Origin of the sequence: Amycolatopsis oliviviridis (assembly GCF_014654365.1) — a bacterium.
GTDB lineage: Bacteria > Actinomycetota > Actinomycetes > Mycobacteriales > Pseudonocardiaceae > Amycolatopsis > Amycolatopsis oliviviridis.
Genome location: NZ_BNAY01000009.1, coordinates 37,482 through 58,239, shown reverse-complemented (window position 1 = coordinate 58,239; position 20,758 = coordinate 37,482). Strand labels below are relative to the sequence as shown.

Here is a 20,758-nt window from a genome sequence, read left to right as displayed (position 1 = left end):
TGATGGACGTCATCCCCGCCTGAGTTGCGTACCCGGGGTCTGGAGCAACCGGTTCGCGGTGCCCTGGTGGACGCCGGTCAGCACGTCGACGGCGGCGAGGTCCACGAGTGCCTTCGTGACGTCCGGCGCGGCCACGTCCGGGTGCAGCGCCCGGTACAGCGCGGCCACCCCGGCGACGTGCGCGGCGGCCGACGACGTCCCGCTGAGCATCCGGCCGCCGCTGCCCCCGGCGTTGGGTCCCGGCACGTCGACGCCGGGGGCGAACAGGTCGACGACCTCGCCGTAGTTGGACGTGGACCCGACCTGGTCGCTCGCGTCGGTCGAGCCGACGGTGAGCGCTTCGGTGACCCGGCCGGGTGAGAACTGGCCCGCGTCGGTGGCCTCGCCACCGGCCGGGAGGGCGACCGGGACGACCGCCGCGAGCGCGCGGACGGCGGCGTCGAGCTGGTCGTTGGCGGTGCCGCCGATGCCGAGGACGGCGACGGCGGGCTGATGTGCGTTCTGCGTCACCCAGTCGATACCGGCGATGATCTTGTCCGTGGCGCCGCCGCCCTGCGCGTCGATCACCCGGACCGGGACGATCTGCGCGGCCTTCGCGACGCCGTAGCTCTTCGACGCGGCGACACCGGCCAGGTACGTGCCGTGACCGTTGGTGTCGGAGGTGTCCGTGCCGCCGTTCAGGAAGTCCTTGCCCGGCTTCACCCGGCCGCCGAAGTCGGGATGCGCGGCGTCGACGCCGCTGTCGATCACGTAGACCGTGACGTCCTTGGCGTCGGTGTCGTAGTGATAGAGCTGGTCGAGGCCCGTTCGCTGGTCGATCCGGTCCAGTCCCCAGTTCGGTGGATTCTGCTGGACTTCCGTCGCGGAGGCGGGCTGCGCCGCGAACACCAGGAGGGCGAGCGCGGCCATGACCCTTACCAGTCGAATGATCATGCCTCGGGCCTACGCCTGTCACCCGCGAGGGGCAACCTCAACCACTCGATCGGCTGGGGCCGGTCGGAGGTGTCCGCTGACCGTCGACTCCGGGAAGCAGACCAGCGCGTCGAAGGCGTCGACGACGTCGACGGCGTTGAACAGGTGCGCGTGCCGGATGCTCTGGGGTCCCTTGGTCCCGCGACGCGGGCGGAGGTCCACCAGCCCGGGGCCTTCCGCTTCGACGCTGCCGTCCGCGGGCGCGTCGAGTTCCTGGCGGTACACGGTGAACCCGAGCCGCGCGGCTGGATCCGGCTTGAGGCCGGTGGTCTCGCCCTTCACCGCGGTGAGCCCCAGCGCGAAGTAGTCGTCGCCGAACTCGGCGGCCAGATGCGTCCCGGCCGAAGGCGCGGTGAGGCCGGGGAACGGCGAGAAGGGCACGCGCTGGAGATGTCCATTGTGGAGCATCACGACGATCTTCGTGTCGTCGCCGTGGAGTCGCCGGATCAACCGGACGGACTCGGCCATGTACGCGTCGCGCGAGCCGCTCTGCAGGGCGGGCGCGGAGCCGGACATCATCGCGGCCACCTCGGCGAGGTAGGCGTCGAGGCGCAGCGCGCCCTCTACGTGATGCTCGGCGACGGCCGTGTCCCCGTAGACGGGACGCAACGAGGCGAGGTGCGTCTTGAGCCGGGTGAGCGCCGCGGTCGCCTTGTCCTTGGCGGCGGCGTCGAGGGCGGCGTACTTGGCGGGCGCTTCCGCGCTGCTGACCGACGCGTAGCACTTGGTCGCCTCGATCGCCTCGTCGACGAGGCCGGTGGCGGCTTCATCCACAGTGGACAGGTACGCGCGGACCGCGTCGAGCGACGGCAAGGGCGAGCCCGCGGAACTCGGCACGTCGAGACCGTAGTACCGGACATCGCCCCGTTCGCGGAGCCAGGTCAGCATTTCGTGCGCCTCGGGCGACTCGCCGAGGGAGAAGGTGAAGCCGTCGCGGCCGACGTCGACGACGTCCCCGGGGGCTCCGTTCAGCCAGTCCTGGACGAGCTCGCCCTCGGCGAAACCGGATTCGAAACCGACGACGCGGAAGCCGTGATGCTCGACAAGCTCGCGAAGCAAACGATTGCGCAGGTCCCCGAACTCGTGGACGTGGTGGTTGTTCTCACCGATGGCGACGATCTTCGCGTTCCCGATCAGTTCGGCGATCTTCACTGCGTCTGACATACTGCCCACACTAACGCAACAGGAGTAGCAATTGGCAACCTCGGGTACCCAGCGGCCCGGCGGCCGGACCGAACGCACCCGCCAGGCCGTCCTGCACGCCACCCTCGACCTGCTGGCCGAACGCGGATTCGGCGAACTGACCGTGGACGCGGTCGCCGAGCGGTCCGGGGTGCACAAGACCACGGTGTACCGGCGCTGGTCCTCACCGGACGGTCTCGTCGCCGCCGCGCTGCAGATGGGCGCGGAGGACGACTGGACGGCGCCCGACACCGGGTCGCTGGAGGACGATCTGTACGAAGTGGCGGCCGAGGTCGTGCGGTACTTCACCGAGCCCACGCTGAAGGAACTGCCGACGGCGTCGGTACTGGCGGCCTTCCAGTCGCCGCAGGCGGCCGAGGCGCTGCACGACTTCTACGCGGACCGGCACGTGCGCATGGCGCCGATCGCGGAACGGGCCGTCGCGCGGGGCGAGGCTCCACCCGGGACGGACGGCGACGAACTGGTGCGAGCGGTGTGCGGGCCGATTTTCTACCGGCTGTTCCTCTCCCGGGAAAGCGTCACGGTGGCGGACGCGCGGGTCACGGCGCGAGCGGTCGCCGTCGCCGCGCGGGAAGGCGCCTTCCTCTCCCCGCATCCAGAGGACTAAACGCGGTAGTCCGGGTTACTGACCAACGCGTTTAGTCCTCTGGATGCGGAGTTGGTCACGTGCTGAGGACAGTTTTACCGTCGGCGCCAACGAGTCCCGGGCCCACACTGACCTCTTCGTGCCGAGAGAGGGCGTGGAAGGGCTCGCCGTGGTCCTGGGGCTGATCAGCCTGATCAGCGGCGGGGCGATCACCCAGCTGATCGGGATGGGCATCGCCATCGGCATCATCGTCGTCCTCACCAAACCCGAGGAACGCGCCTGGTTCACGCGCTGACGAGCTCGATCCGGTAGCGCACTTCGGACAGCGGGACGTCCTCGCCGGGCATGGTGTCGGTTTTCTTCGCACCGTCCGGCTTCCATCCCGCGGCCGCGTAGAACCGCCGGGCGCGTTCGTTCGAGTCGAGCACCCAGAGCGTCGCCTCGCGGTGTCCGGAATCCCGCAGCGCGGCGACGGCGGTGTCGAGCAGCAGCCTGCCCAATCCCGTGCCCCAGCGCGCCGGTTCGAGGTAGATCGCGCGCAGTTCCCCGCGTTCCCGGTCGACGGCGGTGAAGCCGAGGAGCGAGCCGTCCTCGACGAGGACCAGGACGTTTCCCCGGTTGGCGGGATCGGCGAGGGTCCGCTGCCAGCGCGCTGCCCGGCCCTCGACCGAAAGATCGCGCAGGTACAGCTCGGGCAGCAGGCCCTGGTACGCCGACTGCCACGACCGGACGTTCACCTCGGCGATGGGCCAGGCGTCCTCGACGACCGCGGGGCGGATCGCGGGCATCGTCAGCCTTTCGCTTTGCGGGCGGCGAAACCGGTCACGATGGCGAGCGAAAGCATCATCGCCAGCGCGATCCCCCAGCCCGCCCCGGTCACCCGCGAACTGCTCGGCAGCGCGTAGAACAGCATGCACACCATGACGAGGCCACCGCCGGCCACTCCGCCCTGGAAGGCGATCCCGAACGCGGCGGGCCGCAGGAGCGCGCCGAGCACGGTCCCGAACAGGAGCATCACCGCGACCACGAGGTAGATCGCGCCCTCGTCGGCCCGGCTCGACGAGTAGTCGAAGAGCTCGGCGGCCTCCACCATGAGACCGGCCGCGCCGGCGCACCCGGCCACGAGCGCCGCGTTGGCGAGAGCGTCCCGCGGTTTCCCCAGTCCGATCCGGAAACTCCGGTCGCGCCGCAGCGCAACCAACCCCCAGGCGGCCGCGACGATCAAACAGCCGCGCGCGAGCACGAGGACGACCGGGCCGTACGGGATCGCCGAAAGCAGCGCCAGCCCGCACAACAGTCCCGGCCCCGCCATCCGGCGCGTCTTCGACGGGAACATCATGACCCCCGCCCCGATCGCGAAGACGACGAGCGGCAGGACGGTCCAGCCGCCGTCCTCGAAGAAGTCCTCCACGCTGCTGCTGAGCTGGAACGCGATCACCAGCAGGCACACCGCGGCCGCGAACGCGAACAAACCGGCGGCGACGGCGAACGGGCCGGGTTTCGGGCGTGGAGCAGGGACTTCGGCAGGCGGCGCGGGCGGAGATTCGGCCGGGGGCCCGGGTTTCTCCGGAGCCGGGGCGCGCACAGGCTCAGGCTTGGGCGGCGGACTCGGCACGGGTCGCGGCTCCGGCGCGGGCAGTGGCGGTGGCGGTGGCGCCGGTTCCTGGACGACTTGTCCCTCGACCCGCACGACCACCTCGCCGGTCGGTCCGGTCACGGTGACCTGTCCGTCGAACGCCCCGATCTCCCCTTGGTCCAGCGAGATCTCGGCCCCGCCGTCGACTTCGGTCACCCCCAGCCAGGAATGCGACGACGTGAAGCGGCAGGCCCGCGCGATCGGCGGCCCGGCCAGCCCGATCCGCGCCACCGGCCGTGCTCCCCGGACGACCTCGCCGAAGCGCACCACATCGGGCTCGGTCCGCACCCGTGCCTCCCGCCGCGCCAGGTCGGCGGCCTCGGCGACGTGCTGGATGTCGGTCTGTGCCATCGTCGTGAGGACTTCGTGGGCTCCGATCGCGACGGAGAGGTTCTCGCTCGTCAGCCGTCGCTGGAGTTCCGTGACCGCGCCGAGGCGGGTGAACATGTTCGGATCCTCGCTCGCCGCACGCAGATCGGCCGGGACCGGCGACGGCTTGATCCGGCGGCGCCTGCTCCGGGCCAGGTAAAGCTCGCCCTGCATCTCGATGTCCCGGCTGGGCGTCTGGTTCGGGTTCCGCTCCCGGACACTGTCGAAGAGGTAGTCGTAAAGCTCGCTGAGCGCGATCCAGCCGTCTTCGTCGCGGTCCGCGTCCCCCGTCCGGAGGCCTTCGACCAGCGCCGAGGTGAACACCGACGGCCGCGCGTGGTCGTCGGCGAGGTTGTCGCCCTCGAAGGCGTACTCGATGGAGTTCGACGCGGTGATCACCGCGCGGCCGCGGCCGCCGAGCCCGCCGCCGGGGAACGCGTCGAGCACATTGGCCTCGCCGGTGGCGCGCACCACGACACCCCGGCCGAAAGCGCCGCCATAGCAGCAATCCAGCAGGAGGACGATGCTCCGCGACCGGCTCATCCGCATGCAGCGCTGGACGAAATCGGCGGGCACGGCACTCGACGCGAGCCGCTCCGGCCGGGTGTTGCGCGCGGCGAAGAACAGCTCGCCCGACTCGCTTTTCAAGCCGTGACAGGAGAAATGCACCAGCACGACGTCGTCCGGCGCGCTGTCGGCGAACAGGTCCTCGACCCGGCTCGCGATGACGTGGGCGGTCTCGTCGCGCACCACCTGGACGTCGAAATCGCTGATGGCGCGGTCGGCCAGGACCGAGGCGAGCGCCTCCGCGTCGGCCGCCGGGGACCGCAGCGCGCTCAGCCCGGGGTTGTCGTACTCCCCGTTGGCGATGATCAAGGCCCGCCGCTCGCCGGTCATGGCGCCGAATGCCTGCTCACGAATAGAGCGACGAGCCTGTCCTGATCGGCGACGGTCGCTTCGGACAGCTCCAGCACGTCGCCGTCGATCTCCAGCCGCACCGTGCGCTTCACCCGTCCGCCGCGCGAAAGCCACTCCCGCACGGCCGTCACCACCGAGCGCAGGCCGTCGGCGGACTTCCCCAGGGTGACCAGCAGGCCGCCCGCCGTCGCCGCGTCGAATCCGCGCGAGCCGGGCGGCGCCTCACCGGCGGGCAGCGCCTTGACGTCGGCGACCCCGCGTTCGATCAGTTCCGCTCGGAGGTACCCGGCGAGCTGTTCGGCCCGCTCGGCGTCGGCCCCGTCCTCACCCAGCTGGACCCGCACCGCTGACGTCATCCCCGGCCTCCCTCGCCCGTACGGATCGAGGAAACCTCTCGCCCCGTCCGGCGACAAGGTCCGATCGGGCAGAGATGTTCACGTCAACTTTTTTCCAGGTACTCCACACGATCTTCGTCGACGACGTCGGCGATCATGTGCGCCAGCCCCAGGTAGTTCCCCAAAGCCGGGTCCTTCTCGACGATCTCCGAGGCGCGGGCCCTCGCCTCGGCGATGACCTCCTCGTCCTGCAGCAGCGAAAGCAGCTTCAGCGTCGACTTCTTCCCCGACTGCGCGGCACCGAGGATGTCACCCTCGCGGCGCAGTTCCAAGTCCATCCTGGACAGTTCGAAACCGTCCGTCGTGGACTCGACGGCGGCGAGCCGCTCGCGGGTGGTCGTCCCGTCCAGGGTTTCGGTGACCAGCAGGCAAAGCCCCGGCACGCTGCCCCGGCCGACGCGGCCGCGCAGCTGGTGCAGCTGGCTGATGCCGAACCGGTCGGCGTCCATGATCACCATCGCGGTCGCGTTCGGCACGTTCACGCCGACCTCGATCACGGTGGTCGCGACGAGCACGTCCAGCTCGCCCTTGGAGAACGCCTGCATCACGGCGTCCTTGTCGTCGGCGGCCATCCGGCCGTGCAGGGCGCCGATCTTCAAGCCCTTCAACGGTCCCTCGGCCAGCTCGGGTGCCACGTCGAGGACGGCGAGCGCCGGGCGTTTGTCGCCCTTGTCCGACGCCGGTTCGTCGCCGATGCGCGGGCACACGATGTACGCCTGGTGTCCCTTGCCGCATTCCTCGCGGACCCGCTGCCACGCCCTGTCCAGCCACGCGGGCCGCTCCGCCACCGGCACCACCGAAGTCTTGATCGGCGACCGGCCCGCCGGCATCACGCGCAGCGCGGAGGTCTCCAGATCGCCGTACACGGTCATCGCGACCGTGCGCGGGATGGGCGTCGCCGTCATGACGAGCACGTGCGGGCTGGTGTCGTCGGAGCCGCGGGAGCGCAGCGCGTCCCGCTGTTCGACGCCGAAGCGGTGCTGCTCGTCGACCACGACCAGGCCGAGATCCGCGAAGGACACCGTGTCCTGGATGAGCGCGTGCGTGCCGACGACGATCCCGGCCTCTCCGCTGACCGTCTCCAGCAACGCTTTCTTGCGTTCCTTGGCGCCCATCGAACCGGTCAGCAGCGTCACGCGCGTCGCCTTCTCCGCACCGCCGAGCTGCCCCGCCTGCCCGAGGTCACCGAGCATTTCGCTCAGTGAGCGCGCGTGCTGCGCGGCGAGGACCTCCGTCGGCGCGAGCATCGCCGCCTGCCGCCCGGAATCGACGACCTGCAGCATGGCGCGCAGCGCGACCACGGTCTTGCCGGAACCGACCTCGCCCTGCAGCAGCCGGTTCATCGGATGCTCGGTGGACAGGTCGCGGGCGATCTCGTCGCCGATCTCCTGCTGGCCCGAGGTCAGCGCGAACGGGAGCCGCTTGTCGAAGGCGTCGAGGATGCCGCCCTCGGTGTGCGGACAGGCTTTCGCGGGCCGGGAGACGAGAGAATGCCTGCGCTGCGCGAAAATCAGCTGCACCGCCATGGCTTCATCCCATTTGAGACGGCGGCGCGCGGAGTTCAGCGCGTCCCAGCCCGACGGGCGGTGGATGCCGCGCAGCGCGCTTTCCAGGCTGGGCAAGCCGTACTGGGCGAGCAGCTCCAGCGGCATCGGGTCCTCGTCGACCTCCAGCACGTCCAGCACCTGCCGCACGCTCTTGGCGATCACCCAGGTCGGGATTCCTTGCGCCGCCGGGTACACCGGGATGATCTCGGCGAGGAAGTCGTCCATCGCCTCGGCTTGGCGTTCCGCGTCGAACAGCTCGTATTCGGGGTTCGCGAGCTGAAGGACGTCGCGGAAGGCGGTGACCTTGCCCGCGAAGAGCCCGTTCTTGCCCGGGACGAGTTCCTTCTCGCGCCAGGCCTGGTTGAAGAAAGTGCACTGCAGACGGCGTTTGCCGTCGGTGATCACCATTTCGAGCAAGGTGCCGTTGCGCGCCTTCATCCGGCGCTTGTTGACCCGCTCGATGCGCGCCATCACTGTCGCGTGCTCGCCGAGTTCGAGTCCGGCGATGTCGGTGAGCTGCCCTCGTTCGGCGTAGCGGCGGGGGTAGTGGCGCAGGAGGTCGCTGACCGTCTCGATCTTGAGGCCCTTGGCGAGTGCCTTCGCCGTCGCCGCGCCCACGACCAGTTTCAGGTCCGCGCGCAGGTTGGTCATGCGGTCACTCCACCCCCATCAGCAGCACGGCGTCGGACTGGCCGCCGGCGTAACTCGTCACTTCGACCTCAGGATGTTCCACGCGGAGCCGGTCCGCCAGCTCGCCGGGGAGCCGGACCGGGACGTCGGCACCGGTCAGCACGGTGACCAGTTCCCCGCCGAGGGCCAGCATCCGGTTCAGCACGCCGACCGCCGCCTCGACCAGGCTCGTCTCCGAAGCAGGCGCGGGCTCGATCAGCACGACCTCGCCGTCGACCAGGCCGACGACGTCACCGGCCTGCGCCCGGCCCACCCAGGTTAGCGACTCCTCCTGCGCGATCCGCAGTTCGCCACGCCTGGTGGCGGCGGCCGCTTCCGCCATCGCGACCACGTCGTCGTTGGTGCGGCGGTCCTTGTCGTGGACGGCCAGCGCGGCGAGCACCTGGACCGGTGACACGCACGGGATGACGACGACGTCGCGGTCCGCGGCCATCGCGTGCCCGGCCGCCGCGTCCGCCGCCGCGGTCAGCCGGTGGCCGCCGGGGAGGACGGTGACGTGATGCCCGGCGGCCTCGTTGATCAGGCCGAGCATCTCTTCGACCGTCGGCTCGCTCCCTTGCGGGACCGAAAGCACCGCGACCCCCTCCGCGCGGAGGAGTTCGGCCAGCTGCCCGCCGTGGACCACGGCGACCACGGAACGATCGATACCGCCGCCGACCTCGACCGGAGTGGGCGTGATCAGCGGCTCGACCCGGACCTTGCGGGGACGGCCGAGCTCGATCCCGGCCTCCAGCGCCGCGCCGATGTCCGCGCAGTGCACGTGGACGGCGTACGCGCCGGCGCCGTCCCCGGCCACCGTGACACTGTCACCGAGGCCGCTGAGGGTCTTGCGCAACGCGGGCAGGCTGCCTTCGTCGACGCCGTCGAGCAGGTACATGACCTCCCACGCCGTCGGCGCGTCGACCGTGTGATGGTGATGCGCTTCGAGCGGATGCTCCGGTTCGGTGACGCCGCCGGAGATCACGCCGGACAGTGCGTCGAGGACCGCGACCAGACCGCGGGCGCCCGCGTCGACCACCCCGGCCACGGCCAGGACGGGCAGCTGCTTAGGGGTCTCTTCGAGTGCTTCGGCGGCGACGCTCGCGGCCGTGGCGGCCACCTCTTCGAGCGGCCCCGTCGCTTCGCGGACGGCCGCGGCGACGGTGTGGAGCACGGTCAGGATGGTCCCGGCCACCGGACGGCTCACCGCGCCCGTGGCGGCCCTGTCCGCGCAGCCGAGGGCCTCCGCGAGACCGGGTCCGTCGAGGTCCCTGGCGGCCGCCGATTCGGCGATCCCGCGCACGACCTGCGACATGATCACACCCGAGTTGCCCTTGGCCGCCGCGACCGCGCCCTTGGCGAACACCGCCAGCGCCTCGGCGGTCGTGGCGGGCTCGGCGTCCGCCAGCGCGTCACGGGCCGCGGTCATGGTGAACAGCAGGTTGGAGCCGGTGTCGGAGTCGGCGACCGGGTAGACGTTGATGCCGTCGATCGCCGGCCGCAGCACCGCCAGGCTGTGCACACAGGCCGCCGACCAAGCCGACACCGCCGCCACGTCGAGCACCCGCACCCCGTAACCTCCTAGCTGTTCCAGCGAGGGTATCGACCCGGTGCCGGAGGGCTCAGAGCCACTGGTTACTATGGTCGAGTTGCCCAGCGTGCTGGGCACCATTCTTCGTCCCAGATCCAGAGGAGTTCGACGTGGCTGCCGTGTGCGACGTCTGTGGCAAGGGACCGGGCTTTGGCAAGTCGGTCTCGCACTCCCACCGGCGTACCAACCGCCGGTGGAACCCGAACATCCAGACCGTTCACGCCAAGATCGGTCTGTCCCAGCGCAAGCGCCTGAACGCCTGCACCTCGTGCATCAAGGCGGGCAAGGTCGTTCGCGGCTGAGCCGGGTTTTTGGGGAATGGCGGGTGCTCTCCGGAGTACCCGCCATTTTTTATGGGCACGTGCCTTGTGAAGGTGACGCCAAGCGTCCTCCGAAGCGCGTGAAGGCCCCCTTCCCTCGGCTGAGCCGAGGGAAGGGGGCCTTCACGCGCTGGTGCCGCAAGTAGGTGACTAATTGCGTGGGCGTGGAGCGAGGGTCAGGGGAGCTTCCAGTCCACGGGGCCGGCGCCCTGGTCGGCGAGCAGCTGGTTCGCCCGGCTGAAGGGCCGCGAGCCGAAGAAGCCGGAGTGCGCCGAAAGCGGGCTCGGGTGCGCCGACTCGATGCACGGCACCTTCCCCAGCATCGGCTTCAGGTTCCGCGCGTTGCGGCCCCACAGGATCGCCACCATCGGCTCGTCCCGCGCGGCGAGGGCCTTGATGGCCTGCTCGGTGACGTCTTCCCAGCCCTTGCCCTGGTGTGAGTTCGATTTGCCCGGCTGCACCGTCAGCGCCCTGTTGAGCAGCAGGACCCCCTGGTCGGCCCACGGCGTCAGATCGCCGTTCGACGGCAACGGGTGCCCGAGGTCCTCGCAGTACTCCTTGTAGATGTTGATCAGGCTCTTCGGGATCGGCCGGACATCGGGCGCCACCGAGAAACTCAGTCCGACCGCGTGGCCGGGCGTCGGATACGGGTCCTGGCCGACGATCAGCACCCGCACGTCGTGGAACGGCTGCTGGAAGGCCCGCAGCACATGTTCCCCCGCCGGGAGATAGGTCCGGCCCGCGGCGATCTCCGCGCGGAGGAATTCCCCCATCGCGGCGACCTGCGGCGCCACCGGTTCGAGGGCTTGCGCCCAGCCTGCTTCGACGATGTCCTGCAGCGGTCGTGCGGTCACGGCGAGCGAGCTTACTCAGGCCGGTCGGCACCCCTTTTCCCACCCGCCTGAGACACCCGTCACAAACGAGCGCGACTTGTCGTATCCTGACTTCAGCGGAGAACGACGTTCGCGCCATCGCTCGGGGTGAGGGTGGCGGACGTCGCGAACTCCCGCCGGCCGCCTGCCCGGTCTAGCAGGTTTGCGAGACGCGGTGTTCTGCCTGACCTCCCTATGGTCACCCGGGGCCGGAACGCCCAAAGCACCACCACGCACCACCCGCACACCAACCCTGACCGGCTGGTGGGGATGCCCCGGGACTCGTCGGCAGGTGAGGGCTGGGCTGTGCCTATCGAGAGCTTTTTCGTCCGTCTGCTCGGGATGTCCGTTCCCGCGCTGCTGGCGACGGGCGGCATCCTCCTGCTGATCTTCCTCGCGGGCTGGCTGACCCAGCGTCAGCAGTTGCACAACGGCAAGGGCGCCCCGTTCAAGATCAGGCTGCCCTTCTATCACGTCGAATCGGGACCGCCCGAGGACACGGAACCGCCGGACGAGCAGAAGAAGACCTAGTCCAGGCGCCGGAGTTCCCTACGGAAAAGGGCCGCACGCTCGACATAACCGTCGACGACGAGCTTGATCATGTCGGGCCCGAAGGACGTATTGGGCCGCGTCTTCGCCGGGACGCCGAGCGCGATATGCCCACTGTCCACATGGGACCCATAGGAGAGAACCGCGCCCGCGCCGACCATCCCGCCGTCCTCGACGACGGTTCCGTTCAGCACCACCGATCCCGACGCGATCAGGCAGCCCTGGCCGATCCGCGCGCCTTCGATGTGCACGGAATGCCCGACGGCGGAGGAGTTCCCGATCACCGTCGGTTCCTTGCGGGTGCAGTGCAGCACGCAGCCGTCCTGGACGTTGGACCGCTCGCCGATCTCGATGTACCCGTGGTCGCCGCGCAGCACCGTTTGCGGCCACACCGAGGCGAACGCCGCGATGCGGACGTCGCCGATCACCGTCGCGTCGGGGTGGACGTAGGCGTCGGGGTGGATCGACGGTTCGAGGTCGCCCAGGGCGTAGATCGGCATGCGTTCTCCTAAACCAGCGACTTGCCGAAGCAGATGCTCTCCGGTTCGTCCTTGTAGTACCCGAATCCCGGCATTTCCCGGTAACCCGCCGACAGGTACAGCGCGATGGCCTCCGGCTGTTTGTCACCGGTCTCCAGCACCATACGCAGCCGTCCGGCTTCGGCGGCCGTCCGCTCCAGGTCGCCGAGGATCGCCCTCGCGACACCGCGGCCGCGCGCCGAGGCCATCACGAACATGCGCTTGATCTCGGCGTCGCCGGGCAGCAACGGGTCGGGCCCGTCGTGCGCCCGCCAGGCGCCGCACGCGACCGGGACGTCGTCGAGATAGGCGGCCAGGAACAGTCCCCGCGGCGCGGCGAACTGTGCCCCGTCCATCGGCGTCTCGTCTTCACTGCCGTACCGGGCGGCCAGCTCGAGCTGGGCTTCGGCCAGGAGTTTCACCGCGTCGGGGTGGTCGTAGGGCAGCACGCGAAGGTCCATGAGCGCGAGATTAGCGATCGGCCTCGGCGCGGGGAAAGGAGAATTGGCCCAAGCGGATGTGACGTGATCGGCACTGTCGCCGGGGCCTTCCCGCGGCTTAGGTTTCCGATCATGTCGATCGAAGCCGAGGCGCCCCTGCGCCAGGCCCGCAACTCCGCCGCGTTCTGGGCCGCGACCGGCCGGTCCCGCGGCCACGAAGTGATCCGCCGTCGCGGCTTCCTCGCCGTCGCCGGTGACGAACGCGCGGGGCTGCGCGTCCTGATCCAGGAACCCGATCTCACCGACGGCGAGCTCGCGGAGATCAGCGAGCTGGCCGCGCGGGCGAAGGGGCCGGTGGACGCCGAGGATCCCTTCAGCGCCACCGATCTGAATCATCTCGGCGACCTGCGCAGCTGGCAGATGCCGGTCATGCTGCGCCCGCCCTCCCCCGTCGCCGAACCCGCGATGGAGGTGGTCCGGGTGCACGCGGAGGCGGACCTCCGGGCGGCCGAACGCGCGGTGATCGCGGGCTTCGAACTCACCCGGTTCGAGCCCTACCGCGCGGGTGAGATGTTCCCCATGACCCTGCTCGGGCAGCCGGGTGTCGCCGTGTTCGTCGCGCGGCTCGACGGCGAGATCGCCGGGGCGTGCGTCACGGCCGTGGAGGACGGATTCGGCAGCCACTACTGGGTCGGCACGCCGCCGGCCTTCCGCTCTCGCGGCGTGGGCCGGGCCGTGATGCTCGGCTCCCTCGCCCCGTTGGCCGGGTCACCGGTCACGCTCACCGCCTCCAAAGCGGGCAGGCCGCTGTACGAATCCCTCGGTTTCGCCGTCGCCGCCCAGTCGACCTGGTGGGCCACGCGCTAGCGCCAGTGCTGCCAGCCGCTGTCGTGCCCGTACTTCTTCCCGTCCACCGTCACGCCCGAATCCGGCATCGTGACGACGCCGATCTCGGTCCAGCCCTCCGGCAGGTCGGCGAACGCGGGGAAGGTGGCCGCGAAGGCGTGGTCCTCGCCGCCGGTGAGCACCCATTTCAGCGGGTCGGCGCCGAGCGCGGTGCCGACCTCGGTCAGCCTGCTCGACACGTCGAGATCCGCCGTCCGGATGTCGATGCCGACGTCGGAAGCGGTGGCGATGTGGCCGAGATCGGACAGGAGCCCGTCGGACACGTCGATCATCGACGTCGCACCGCCGTCGGCCGCGCGGATGCCCGCCTCGTAGTCCGGTTCGGGGCAGCGTTGCGCGTTGACCACGCTGACCGGTGAGCGGAAACCCCGCCCGAGCACGGCGAGCCCGGCGGCCGCCCAGCCGAGCCGTCCGCAGACCGCGACGACGTCGCCGGGGCGCGCGCCGGATCGCGTGACCGGTTCCCGGCCACCGAGGTCGCCGAGCGCGGTGACACTGATCACGATCTGGTCGGCGCGGACCATGTCGCCGCCGACGATCCCGATCCCCGCGCGTTCGGCCTCGATCCACATGCCCTGGGTGAGTTCGGTGACGACCGAGGTTTCGGTGTCCGACGGGCAGGCGAATCCCACTAGGACGGACGTCGGGCGGGCCCCCATCGCGGCGATGTCGGTGAGGTTCACCGCGACCGCCTTGCGCCCCACCTGCTCGGCGCTGGACCAGTCGAGCCGGAAGTGGACGCCCTGCACGAGGACGTCGGTGGTGGCCACCGTCCGGCCGTCCGGGGTGGCCACGACGGCCGCGTCGTCCCCCGGTCCGAGCAGTGTCGTCTCCGGCTGTTTCCGGCCGGCCGTCACCGCTTCGATCAACCGGAATTCACCGGTCCCGGCGACCGTGCCGTCGTTCGGTGACACCCGTCACCTCCACTTTCCCTTGTCCGGACAAATGTCGATCACCGATAGTCGGAAGCCCTAGGTTTTTCCCGGGGCTGGCGATACGTTGCTACAACGTTCCTACCTTGAGCCGACTTTTACGAAGGGGCGCGCCGTGGTCCACGCATACATCCTCATCCAGACCGAGGTCGGCAAAGCCGCCGCGGTCGCCGCGGAGATCTCCACCATCTCCGGTGTCACCAGTTCGGAGGATGTCACCGGCCCCTACGACGTCATCGTCAAGGCCGCGGCGGACACCGTCGACCAGCTCGGCCAGCTCGTGGTCGCGAAGGTGCAGAACGTGGAAGGCATCACCCGTACGCTGACCTGCCCGGTCGTGCATCTGTAAGAGATGGTGTAGTGGTCGGGTGGCTGACACGGACACCGGTGCTCCCCCGAAACCACTGCTGATCGCGGCTGCCTGCCTGGCGGTCCTGCTCGTCGCGGGCGTGGCCGTCTTCGGGCTGACCCGAGGCGCGGAATCCGAGGCGCCCGCCGCCGACGGCCCGCTCCCGCTCGTCCCGGTCCCGGCGCCGCAGTCGGGATCACCCGATTGTGCGAAGCTCATCGGCGCGCTCCCGCACGAGCTCACGTCGTCCGGGAACACACTGGTCCGGCGGAAGCTGGCCGATCCCGCTCCCGAGGCGACGGTCGGCTGGGGCACCGGCGACCCGGTGGTCCTGCGCTGCGGGCTCGGCAAGCCGCCGGAGCTCACCCGGACCTCGCAGCTGCGGACGATCAACAACGTCCAGTGGCTGCAGGTCGAGGGTGAGGGCTCCGCGACGTGGTTCGTGGTGGACAGGCCCGTCTACACGGCACTCACCGTGCCGGACACCGCCGGGACAGGGCCGTTGCAGACCGTTTCGGACGTCATCGGCGCCAACCTTCCCGCGGTCCCGCTGCGGTTCTGATTCAGGGCACGACCAGCAGGGTCTTCCCGGTGTACCGCCGCGCCTCGATGTCCGAGTGCGCGGCGGACGCCTCGGACAGGGGATACGTCCGGCCGATGACGGGCGTCAGCGTCCCGGCGGCCGCCTGCCGCAGCACCTCCCGCACCCGGCGCGGGTTGTCGGGCCAGAAGCCGACCAGCTGCGCCATATCCACAATGGACAGGCGGGCCCGGTCCGCGTCGCCGATCACGGTTTCCGCGCCACTGGACATGCCGTAGCCGGAGAACCGGCCGCCGTTCTTCAGCAGCGCCAGTGAGGCCGCGCCCAGTTCGCCGCCGACACCGTCGAAGACCACGTCCAGCCGGTGACCCCCGGTGCGGGCGAGGACCTCGCCGGTCCAGTCCGCGACCGAGTAGTCGACCGGCTCGGCCCCCAGTTTCCTGGCGATCGCCGCCTTTTCGTGGCCGCGGACCGCCGCGACGACGGTCGCGCCCGCCGCGCGGGCGAGCTGCACCAGCAAGCTGCCGAGACCGCCGACGCCCGGCGCCACCAGGATCCGCTCGCCCGCCGCGACCGGGGTCTTCTCCAGCAGGGCCAGCGCGGTACTGCCGTCGTTGAGCAGGGCCAGGGCGTGCTGAGGATCGAGGCCCGCCGGAACCGGGAAGGTCTCGCCGGGCAGCGCGACGACCGTGTCCGCGTATCCCCCGCCGTACCCGCCCGTCGCGCTGGTGACGACCACCTCGCCCAGCCAGGCCTCGTCGACCCCGGCACCCACCGCGTCGACGGTGCCCGCCACGGCGCCGCCGGGCACGTAGGGCGGCTCGACCTCGAACACCCCGGGACCGTCACCCCGCCGGATGAGGGCGTCCAGCCAGCCGACTCCGGCCGCCGTCACCGCGACGCGGAGCTCGCCCTCACCGGGTTCGGGAGTGGGCAGTTCGACCTGTTCGAGAACACTGGGGTCGCCGAATCGGGACACTGTGATCGCACGCATGACCGCAAGGTAGGACCTCCAGTTCGCTGGAGGTCAAGCGAACACGGGGATCAGCGGTTTCAGCGCGGAGTGCAGCACTTCCCGCGAGCAACCCGCGTAGCCGATGAGGTTCCCGAACACCGTCGGCGTCCCGGTGAAGTGCCGGACGAGCCCGTCGAGCCGGATCCCCGCGCGTTCCGCGGCCGTCAGCCGCGCCGCTTCCTCGGCCGCCGTTCCACAAGGGACGACCAGGTGCGCGCCCGCATCGTCGCCGAGCACCGGGATCCCCGCCGACGTCAGCGCGGCCGAAACCAGGGACCGGCGCTCCGAAAGTTCCCGCCGGAGCTTCCGCAGATGCCGCCCCAGATCGCCGTGCCGTGCCAGTTCGGCGAGCACCCGCTGCCCCGCGGGCGACGGGCGCGTCCCGGTCCCCTCGCGGTATTCCAGCACCGCAGCCGCGACGGGTGACGGCGCGACCATCCAGCCCGCGCCCAGCGCCGGGGTGAGGATCTTGCTCGTGGTGCCGAGATGCGCGACGACATCGGGCGCGAGCGCGGCCAGCAGCGGCAGCGGCGCGACGTCGAACCGCAGCTCGCCGTCGTAGTCGTCCTCGATCACCAGCATGCCCTCGGCGCGGGCGAGTTCGACGAGTTCGACCCGGCGCGACGCGCTCATCCGGCTGCCGAGCGGGTATTGATGCGCGGGCGAGCAGTACACCGCGCGGACGTCCGCGGGGACGGCGTCCGGGCGCAGGCCCTCTTCGTCGACCGGGACGGGCACGACCTCCATCCCCGCGCGCCGGAACGCCTGCACCGCGCGCTGGTAACCCGGTTCCTCGATCGCGACCCGGTCACCGCGGGAGAGCACGGCGCCCGCGAGTTCGATCACCGCCGCCGTCGTCCCGCCGGTGGCCAGCACCGTCCCGGCGGCGAGCCCGCGGTGGCGCAGCAGATGCTCGGAGACCGCGTCCCGGTACGCGGGCAGACCGGCCCTGTCCTCGCGATAGGTCGGGCGCGGGTCGGCCGCGGCCCGCCACGCGCGGCGCCACGCGGCCCGTTCGACGCCGTCGGCCCACGGGACGCCCGGGGTGAGGTCGACCAGCGTGAGCGGCGCGGCGGGGGTGCGGGGCGCCGGGCCTTTCGACGGCCTGTCCGCGGGCGGGGTCGTGGTGACGTAGGTGCCGGAGCCGTGGCGACCGGCGATCCAGCCTTCCGCGTGAAGCTGCTCGTACGCCGCCGACGTCACCGTGCGGCTGACGCCGAGCCGGCTCGCGAGTGCCCTGGTCGAGGGCAGCCTGTCGCCGCCGCGCAGATGCCCGTCCCCGGCGGCCGCGCGCAACGCGTCGGCCAGCTGGACCGCGAGCGGGACGAGCGAATCGCGGTCGAGGCTGACCGGCAGAGCGGTGTCGGACATGCTGTACTCCGCGTTCAGGAAGTGGCCTTCTCAAGTATAGGAGAATTGGCCGTTATTACAGGCCACTCGCGTGGGTGAGACTACTCGCATGCCCACACCGCTGTCTCCCACCGACCGGACCACTCTCCACCGCAAGAAGAACCGCGCGCTCACCGACCGCTCGGCGCTGTACGCGGTGCTCGACGAAGGCCTGATCTGCCATCTCGGCGTCGTGCGCGACGGTGTCCCGCTGGTCATCCCGACCGGCTACGGCCGCGACGGGAACACGCTCTACCTGCACGGATCCACCGGGGCGAAGAGCATGCGCGACTCCGACGGCGTCGAGGTGTGCGTCACGGTGACCCTGCTCGACGGCATCGTCTACGCGCGTTCGGTCAACAACCACTCGATGAACTACCGCAGCGCGGTGATCCTGGGCAAGGCGGCCGCGGTCACCGATCGCGACCGGAAGATGCACGGCCTGCGGATGCTGACCGATCACCTCGCGCCCGGCTCGTGGGAACACGCGCGCGATGTCAACGCGAAGGAGTTCGCGTCGGTCTCGGTGCTGGAGCTGGACCTGACCGAGGCTTCGGTGAAGATGCGCGGTGAGGGTCCCGACGATCCCGAGGACGAGGTCGAGGCCGATCTCTCGTGGGCGGGGGTGCTGCCGGTGCGGACGGTGTTCGGGGAGCCGGAGCCGTCGGTGGACCTGGCCTCGGAGTGGGTGGTGCCGGACCACGTGAAGGGGCGGGTCGGGTAGCGCTCACCAGCGTGCAATGAAGGACGCTTTCATAGCAAATTTTGCTATGAAAGCGTCCTTCATTGCACGCCGCGGGAAGGGGTCAGAAACGCGTTCGCGGTAGTCGCACGGTGAAAGTAGTCGCACCCGGAACGCTCGAAACCTCGATGGTCCCGCCATGCGCGGAGACCAGCGAGAGCACCACCGAAAGCCCGAGCCCGGTGCCGCCGTTGCCACGCGTGCGGGCGGTGTCGACGCGGAAGAACCGGTCGAAGATCCGTTCCCGCGCTTCCGGCGGGATGCCCGGCCCGGCGTCGCTCACGCGCAGGACGACCTCCGGCCCCACGACGGAGCCCGACAACGTGACCGGTGTACCGGGCGGCGTGTGCACGGCGGCGTTGGCGAGCAGATTGTCCAGGACCTGCCGCAGCCGCACCGGATCCGCTTGCAGAATGACATCTTCCGGGAGTGGCCCGACGGTCAGCGGATGCTCCGGCCGGCCGGCGGCGAAGGCCTCCCCCGCGTCGGTGATCAGCTCGGCGAGGTCGACGTCGACCAGCCGCAGCGGCGCCTCGGTCTCGGGCGCGTCGAGGCGCGCGAGGAGCAGGAGGTCGTCGACGAGCACGCTCATCCGCTGGGTCTCTTCGCGGATTTTCGCGAGATGCGCCTCGCGTTCCGAGGGTTCGTTCGCCGCGGCGTAGCGGAAAAGCTCGGAGTAGCCCCGGATCGACGTCAGCGGCGTCCGCAGTTCATGGGAGGCGTCGGCGATGAACCGCCGCAGCCGTTCGTTCGCCTCCCGGCGCGCGACCAGCGAGGAATCGAGATGCGCCAGCATCAGGTTGAACGCCGTCCGCAGTTCCTCGACCTCGGCGCCGCCGCCGCTCGCCTGCGCGCGCACCGGGAGGTCGGCGTTCGTGGTCAGATCGTGCGACGCGATGTCGTGCGCCGTCCCGGCCATGTCGCTCAGCGGCCGCAGCCCGCGCCGCAGCACCAGCCGTCCCGCGATCACCAGCACCGCCAGCGCCAGCAGGAACGCGACCACCTCGACCATGATCAGCTGGCTGACCGTCCGGTCCAGATCCGCCTGCGGCGCGGCGCTGACCAGCACGATGTTCCGGCTCGGTTCGATCGGGCAGGCCCGCACGCGGTAGGTGCCCTTGTCCTCGATGTAGACCGTGCGCAGCACCTCGGTCCGCGTCGCGTCCTCGGCGACCTTTTCGAGCGCTTTCGTGTCCGGTGGCAGGGAACCGCCGTCCTGCGCGAGCGCGTCGCCGTCCTGTACCGAGAAAACGGCCGAGAACCAGCCGTAGGACTGCTGCGGTTTCCCGCCGTGCGTGGTGCGCAGCGACGGCACCTGGCTGATCTGGGTCTTGGCGAGCTGTTCGTCGAGCCGGTCGTTCAGATAGCCCTTCATGATGCCGACCATCACGGTGCCGACGACGGCGAACACGACCAGCGCCAGCACGCCGAGCCCGAGCGCCAGCCGGGTTCCGAGCCTCGAACGGCGCCAGGCGTCGTACCACCGGCGCAGCATTTTCATCTCGCGGCCTGCCGGACGACGTAGCCCACGCCGCGCACGGTGTGGATCAGCGGCTCGTGGCCCGCGTCGAGTTTGCGCCGCAGATGCGAGATGACGAGTTCGACCACATTGGACCGGCCACCGAAATCGTATTCCCAGACGTGATCGAGGATCTGCGCCTTGGTCATCACCGACGGCGAACGCCGCATGAGATACCGCAGCAGTTCGTACTCGGTCGGCGTCAGCTCGGCGGGTTTGCCGTCGCGGGCGACCTCCCGGGTGTCCTCGTTCATGGTCAGATCGCCGACTCGCAGCAGAGCGGCCGCCCTGGCCTGGCCGGTGTGACTTCGCCGCAGGACCGCGCGCAGCCGCGCCATCAGTTCCTCGACGGAGAACGGCTTGACGAGGTAGTCGTCGCCGCCCCGGGTGAGCCCGGCGACACGGTCCGCCGTCGCGTCCTTCGCGGTGAGGAAGACGACGGGCACCGCCTTCCCGGACTCACGGAGCTTGTCCAGCACGGTGAACCCGTCGATCCCGGGCAGCATCAGGTCGAGCACGACGATGTCGGGCACGAATTCGGCCGCCCTGACGAGCGCGGCCTCACCCGACCCGGCGGTGACGGCCTGCCAGCCCTCGTAGCGGGCGACGGTCGCCACCAGGTCGGCGATATGCGGCTCGTCGTCCACCACCAGCAGGCGAACGGGGTTCTCGGTGTTCACAAGGCCCATCCTCCGTTAACGCGCGCGCGAGAGCGAGGCGGGAGCGCAGACGACAGCAAGCCGACAGGTTCCGCCAAGAAAGGTCACAGGTTGGCACAGC

The 20,758-nt window shown here is 70.5% G+C and carries 23 protein-coding genes; 8 read left to right on the top strand and 15 right to left on the bottom strand.

The window, feature by feature from the left end:
- Nucleotides 1-9 precede the first annotated feature (9 nt).
- Together IE302_RS32475 and IE302_RS32470 are read right to left on the bottom strand one after the other, a co-directional pair.
- Nucleotides 10-933 carry a S8 family peptidase gene (locus IE302_RS32475; RefSeq protein WP_373308050.1) on the bottom strand — a complete coding sequence of 308 codons (924 nt, stop codon included), beginning with the start codon at nucleotides 931-933 and terminating at the stop codon, nucleotides 10-12.
- Nucleotides 934-951: 18 nt separating this feature from the next.
- Nucleotides 952-2,136, bottom strand: coding sequence for an erythromycin esterase family protein (locus tag IE302_RS32470; RefSeq protein WP_191258273.1), 1,185 nt, complete (start codon nucleotides 2,134-2,136; stop codon nucleotides 952-954).
- A 31-nt stretch (nucleotides 2,137-2,167) separates the two neighbouring features.
- Here IE302_RS32470 and IE302_RS32465 point away from each other — a divergent pair, with 31 nt between their 5' ends.
- Together IE302_RS32465 and IE302_RS32460 are read left to right on the top strand one after the other, a co-directional pair.
- Nucleotides 2,168-2,782: a TetR/AcrR family transcriptional regulator gene (locus tag IE302_RS32465; RefSeq protein ID WP_191258272.1), complete on the top strand. Its 615-nt coding sequence runs from the start codon at nucleotides 2,168-2,170 to the stop codon at nucleotides 2,780-2,782.
- A gap of 118 nt (nucleotides 2,783-2,900) precedes the next feature.
- A complete protein-coding gene (locus IE302_RS32460) occupies nucleotides 2,901-3,056 on the top strand; it encodes a hypothetical protein (RefSeq protein WP_191258590.1) in 156 nt (51 codons plus the stop codon).
- Here IE302_RS32460 and IE302_RS32455 read toward each other — a convergent pair.
- The 5 genes from IE302_RS32455 to fakA all read right to left on the bottom strand — a co-directional run bounded on the left by IE302_RS32455 (nucleotide 3,046) and on the right by fakA (nucleotide 9,865).
- Entirely contained in the window at nucleotides 3,046-3,549 is a 504-nt protein-coding gene (locus IE302_RS32455) for a GNAT family N-acetyltransferase (protein ID WP_191258271.1), read from the bottom strand. The genes IE302_RS32460 and IE302_RS32455 overlap by 11 nt on opposite strands.
- 2 nt (nucleotides 3,550-3,551) lie before the next feature.
- Complete coding sequence (locus IE302_RS32450) at nucleotides 3,552-5,663, bottom strand: caspase family protein (protein ID WP_191258270.1); 2,112 nt, start codon at nucleotides 5,661-5,663, stop codon at nucleotides 3,552-3,554.
- Nucleotides 5,660-6,040, bottom strand: coding sequence for a hypothetical protein (locus tag IE302_RS32445; protein WP_229908072.1), 381 nt, complete (start codon nucleotides 6,038-6,040; stop codon nucleotides 5,660-5,662). The genes IE302_RS32450 and IE302_RS32445 overlap by 4 nt, the downstream gene beginning before the upstream one ends.
- 83 nt (nucleotides 6,041-6,123) lie before the next feature.
- Nucleotides 6,124-8,277, bottom strand: a complete 2,154-nt coding sequence (gene recG, locus IE302_RS32440) for an ATP-dependent DNA helicase RecG (protein ID WP_191258269.1) — start codon at nucleotides 8,275-8,277, stop codon at nucleotides 6,124-6,126.
- 4 nt (nucleotides 8,278-8,281) lie between these two features.
- Nucleotides 8,282-9,865: a DAK2 domain-containing protein gene (gene fakA, locus IE302_RS32435; RefSeq protein ID WP_191258268.1), complete on the bottom strand. Its 1,584-nt coding sequence runs from the start codon at nucleotides 9,863-9,865 to the stop codon at nucleotides 8,282-8,284.
- A gap of 131 nt (nucleotides 9,866-9,996) precedes the next feature.
- Between fakA and rpmB the strand changes: the two genes are divergently transcribed.
- Complete coding sequence (gene rpmB / locus IE302_RS32430; protein ID WP_007031450.1) at nucleotides 9,997-10,188, top strand: 50S ribosomal protein L28; 192 nt, start codon at nucleotides 9,997-9,999, stop codon at nucleotides 10,186-10,188.
- A 194-nt stretch (nucleotides 10,189-10,382) separates the two neighbouring features.
- Here the strand turns inward: rpmB and IE302_RS32425 are convergent, their stop codons facing one another.
- Nucleotides 10,383-11,060, bottom strand: a complete 678-nt coding sequence (locus IE302_RS32425) for a uracil-DNA glycosylase (protein WP_191258267.1) — start codon at nucleotides 11,058-11,060, stop codon at nucleotides 10,383-10,385.
- A 324-nt stretch (nucleotides 11,061-11,384) separates the two neighbouring features.
- Between IE302_RS32425 and IE302_RS32420 the strand changes: the two genes are divergently transcribed.
- Nucleotides 11,385-11,609: a hypothetical protein gene (locus IE302_RS32420; protein ID WP_191258266.1), complete on the top strand. Its 225-nt coding sequence runs from the start codon at nucleotides 11,385-11,387 to the stop codon at nucleotides 11,607-11,609.
- Here the strand turns inward: IE302_RS32420 and IE302_RS32415 are convergent.
- Together IE302_RS32415 and IE302_RS32410 are read right to left on the bottom strand one after the other, a co-directional pair.
- Complete coding sequence (locus tag IE302_RS32415) at nucleotides 11,606-12,127, bottom strand: gamma carbonic anhydrase family protein (protein ID WP_191258265.1); 522 nt, start codon at nucleotides 12,125-12,127, stop codon at nucleotides 11,606-11,608. The two genes, IE302_RS32420 and IE302_RS32415, sit on opposite strands and share 4 nt — an antisense overlap.
- A gap of 8 nt (nucleotides 12,128-12,135) precedes the next feature.
- Nucleotides 12,136-12,606 carry a GNAT family N-acetyltransferase gene (locus tag IE302_RS32410; RefSeq protein WP_191258264.1) on the bottom strand — a complete coding sequence of 157 codons (471 nt, stop codon included), beginning with the start codon at nucleotides 12,604-12,606 and terminating at the stop codon, nucleotides 12,136-12,138.
- Between the two features lie 111 nt (nucleotides 12,607-12,717).
- Here IE302_RS32410 and IE302_RS32405 point away from each other — a divergent pair, with 111 nt between their 5' ends.
- On the top strand, nucleotides 12,718-13,452 hold the full coding sequence (locus IE302_RS32405; protein WP_191258263.1) for a GNAT family N-acetyltransferase: 735 nt from the start codon (nucleotides 12,718-12,720) through the stop codon (nucleotides 13,450-13,452).
- Here IE302_RS32405 and IE302_RS32400 read toward each other — a convergent pair.
- Nucleotides 13,449-14,405 (bottom strand): thiamine-phosphate kinase, encoded by a 957-nt coding sequence (locus tag IE302_RS32400; protein ID WP_005160302.1) that lies wholly within the window; start codon nucleotides 14,403-14,405, stop codon nucleotides 13,449-13,451. The genes IE302_RS32405 and IE302_RS32400 overlap by 4 nt on opposite strands.
- Nucleotides 14,406-14,538: 133 nt before the next feature.
- Between IE302_RS32400 and IE302_RS32395 the strand changes: the two genes are divergently transcribed.
- Both IE302_RS32395 and IE302_RS32390 read left to right on the top strand, forming a co-directional pair.
- On the top strand, nucleotides 14,539-14,772 hold the full coding sequence (locus tag IE302_RS32395) for an Lrp/AsnC ligand binding domain-containing protein (RefSeq protein ID WP_005160289.1): 234 nt from the start codon (nucleotides 14,539-14,541) through the stop codon (nucleotides 14,770-14,772).
- Nucleotides 14,773-14,791: 19 nt separating this feature from the next.
- On the top strand, nucleotides 14,792-15,334 hold the full coding sequence (locus tag IE302_RS32390) for a DUF3515 domain-containing protein (RefSeq protein WP_191258262.1): 543 nt from the start codon (nucleotides 14,792-14,794) through the stop codon (nucleotides 15,332-15,334).
- Nucleotide 15,335: 1 nt separating this feature from the next.
- Here IE302_RS32390 and IE302_RS32385 read toward each other — a convergent pair whose 3' ends face one another.
- Complete coding sequence (locus IE302_RS32385; protein ID WP_191258261.1) at nucleotides 15,336-16,307, bottom strand: zinc-binding dehydrogenase; 972 nt, start codon at nucleotides 16,305-16,307, stop codon at nucleotides 15,336-15,338.
- A 33-nt stretch (nucleotides 16,308-16,340) separates the two neighbouring features.
- Nucleotides 16,341-17,699, bottom strand: coding sequence for a MocR-like pyridoxine biosynthesis transcription factor PdxR (gene pdxR / locus IE302_RS32380; RefSeq protein ID WP_191258260.1), 1,359 nt, complete (start codon nucleotides 17,697-17,699; stop codon nucleotides 16,341-16,343).
- Nucleotides 17,700-17,787: 88 nt separating this feature from the next.
- Between pdxR and IE302_RS32375 the strand changes: the two genes are divergently transcribed.
- Nucleotides 17,788-18,441, top strand: a complete 654-nt coding sequence (locus IE302_RS32375) for a pyridoxamine 5'-phosphate oxidase family protein (protein ID WP_191258259.1) — start codon at nucleotides 17,788-17,790, stop codon at nucleotides 18,439-18,441.
- An 82-nt stretch (nucleotides 18,442-18,523) separates the two neighbouring features.
- Here IE302_RS32375 and IE302_RS32370 read toward each other — a convergent pair whose 3' ends face one another.
- Nucleotides 18,524-19,960 carry a sensor histidine kinase gene (locus tag IE302_RS32370; protein ID WP_191258258.1) on the bottom strand — a complete coding sequence of 479 codons (1,437 nt, stop codon included), beginning with the start codon at nucleotides 19,958-19,960 and terminating at the stop codon, nucleotides 18,524-18,526.
- Nucleotides 19,957-20,658: a response regulator transcription factor gene (locus IE302_RS32365; protein ID WP_308436926.1), complete on the bottom strand. Its 702-nt coding sequence runs from the start codon at nucleotides 20,656-20,658 to the stop codon at nucleotides 19,957-19,959. The genes IE302_RS32370 and IE302_RS32365 overlap by 4 nt, the downstream gene beginning before the upstream one ends.
- Nucleotides 20,659-20,758 lie beyond the last annotated feature (100 nt).

What these genes read in the sequence shown, in the direction of transcription:
- IE302_RS32375 (WP_191258259.1), top strand. Translation starts at nt 17,788, where the DNA reads ATGCCCACACCGCTGTCTCCCACCGACCGGACCACTCTCCACCGCAAG.
- IE302_RS32410 (WP_191258264.1), bottom strand. Translation starts at nt 12,606, where the DNA reads ATGGACCTTCGCGTGCTGCCCTACGACCACCCCGACGCGGTGAAACTC.
- IE302_RS32415 (WP_191258265.1), bottom strand. Translation starts at nt 12,127, where the DNA reads ATGCCGATCTACGCCCTGGGCGACCTCGAACCGTCGATCCACCCCGAC.
- IE302_RS32385 (WP_191258261.1), bottom strand. Translation starts at nt 16,307, where the DNA reads ATGCGTGCGATCACAGTGTCCCGATTCGGCGACCCCAGTGTTCTCGAA.
- IE302_RS32450 (WP_191258270.1), bottom strand. Translation starts at nt 5,663, where the DNA reads ATGACCGGCGAGCGGCGGGCCTTGATCATCGCCAACGGGGAGTACGAC.
- IE302_RS32445 (WP_229908072.1), bottom strand. Translation starts at nt 6,040, where the DNA reads ATGACGTCAGCGGTGCGGGTCCAGCTGGGTGAGGACGGGGCCGACGCC.
- pdxR (WP_191258260.1), bottom strand. Translation starts at nt 17,699, where the DNA reads ATGTCCGACACCGCTCTGCCGGTCAGCCTCGACCGCGATTCGCTCGTC.
- IE302_RS32370 (WP_191258258.1), bottom strand. Translation starts at nt 19,960, where the DNA reads ATGAAAATGCTGCGCCGGTGGTACGACGCCTGGCGCCGTTCGAGGCTC.
- IE302_RS32475 (WP_373308050.1), bottom strand. Translation starts at nt 933, where the DNA reads ATGATCATTCGACTGGTAAGGGTCATGGCCGCGCTCGCCCTCCTGGTG.
- IE302_RS32405 (WP_191258263.1), top strand. Translation starts at nt 12,718, where the DNA reads ATGTCGATCGAAGCCGAGGCGCCCCTGCGCCAGGCCCGCAACTCCGCC.
- IE302_RS32455 (WP_191258271.1), bottom strand. Translation starts at nt 3,549, where the DNA reads ATGCCCGCGATCCGCCCCGCGGTCGTCGAGGACGCCTGGCCCATCGCC.
- recG (WP_191258269.1), bottom strand. Translation starts at nt 8,277, where the DNA reads ATGACCAACCTGCGCGCGGACCTGAAACTGGTCGTGGGCGCGGCGACG.
- IE302_RS32470 (WP_191258273.1), bottom strand. Translation starts at nt 2,136, where the DNA reads ATGTCAGACGCAGTGAAGATCGCCGAACTGATCGGGAACGCGAAGATC.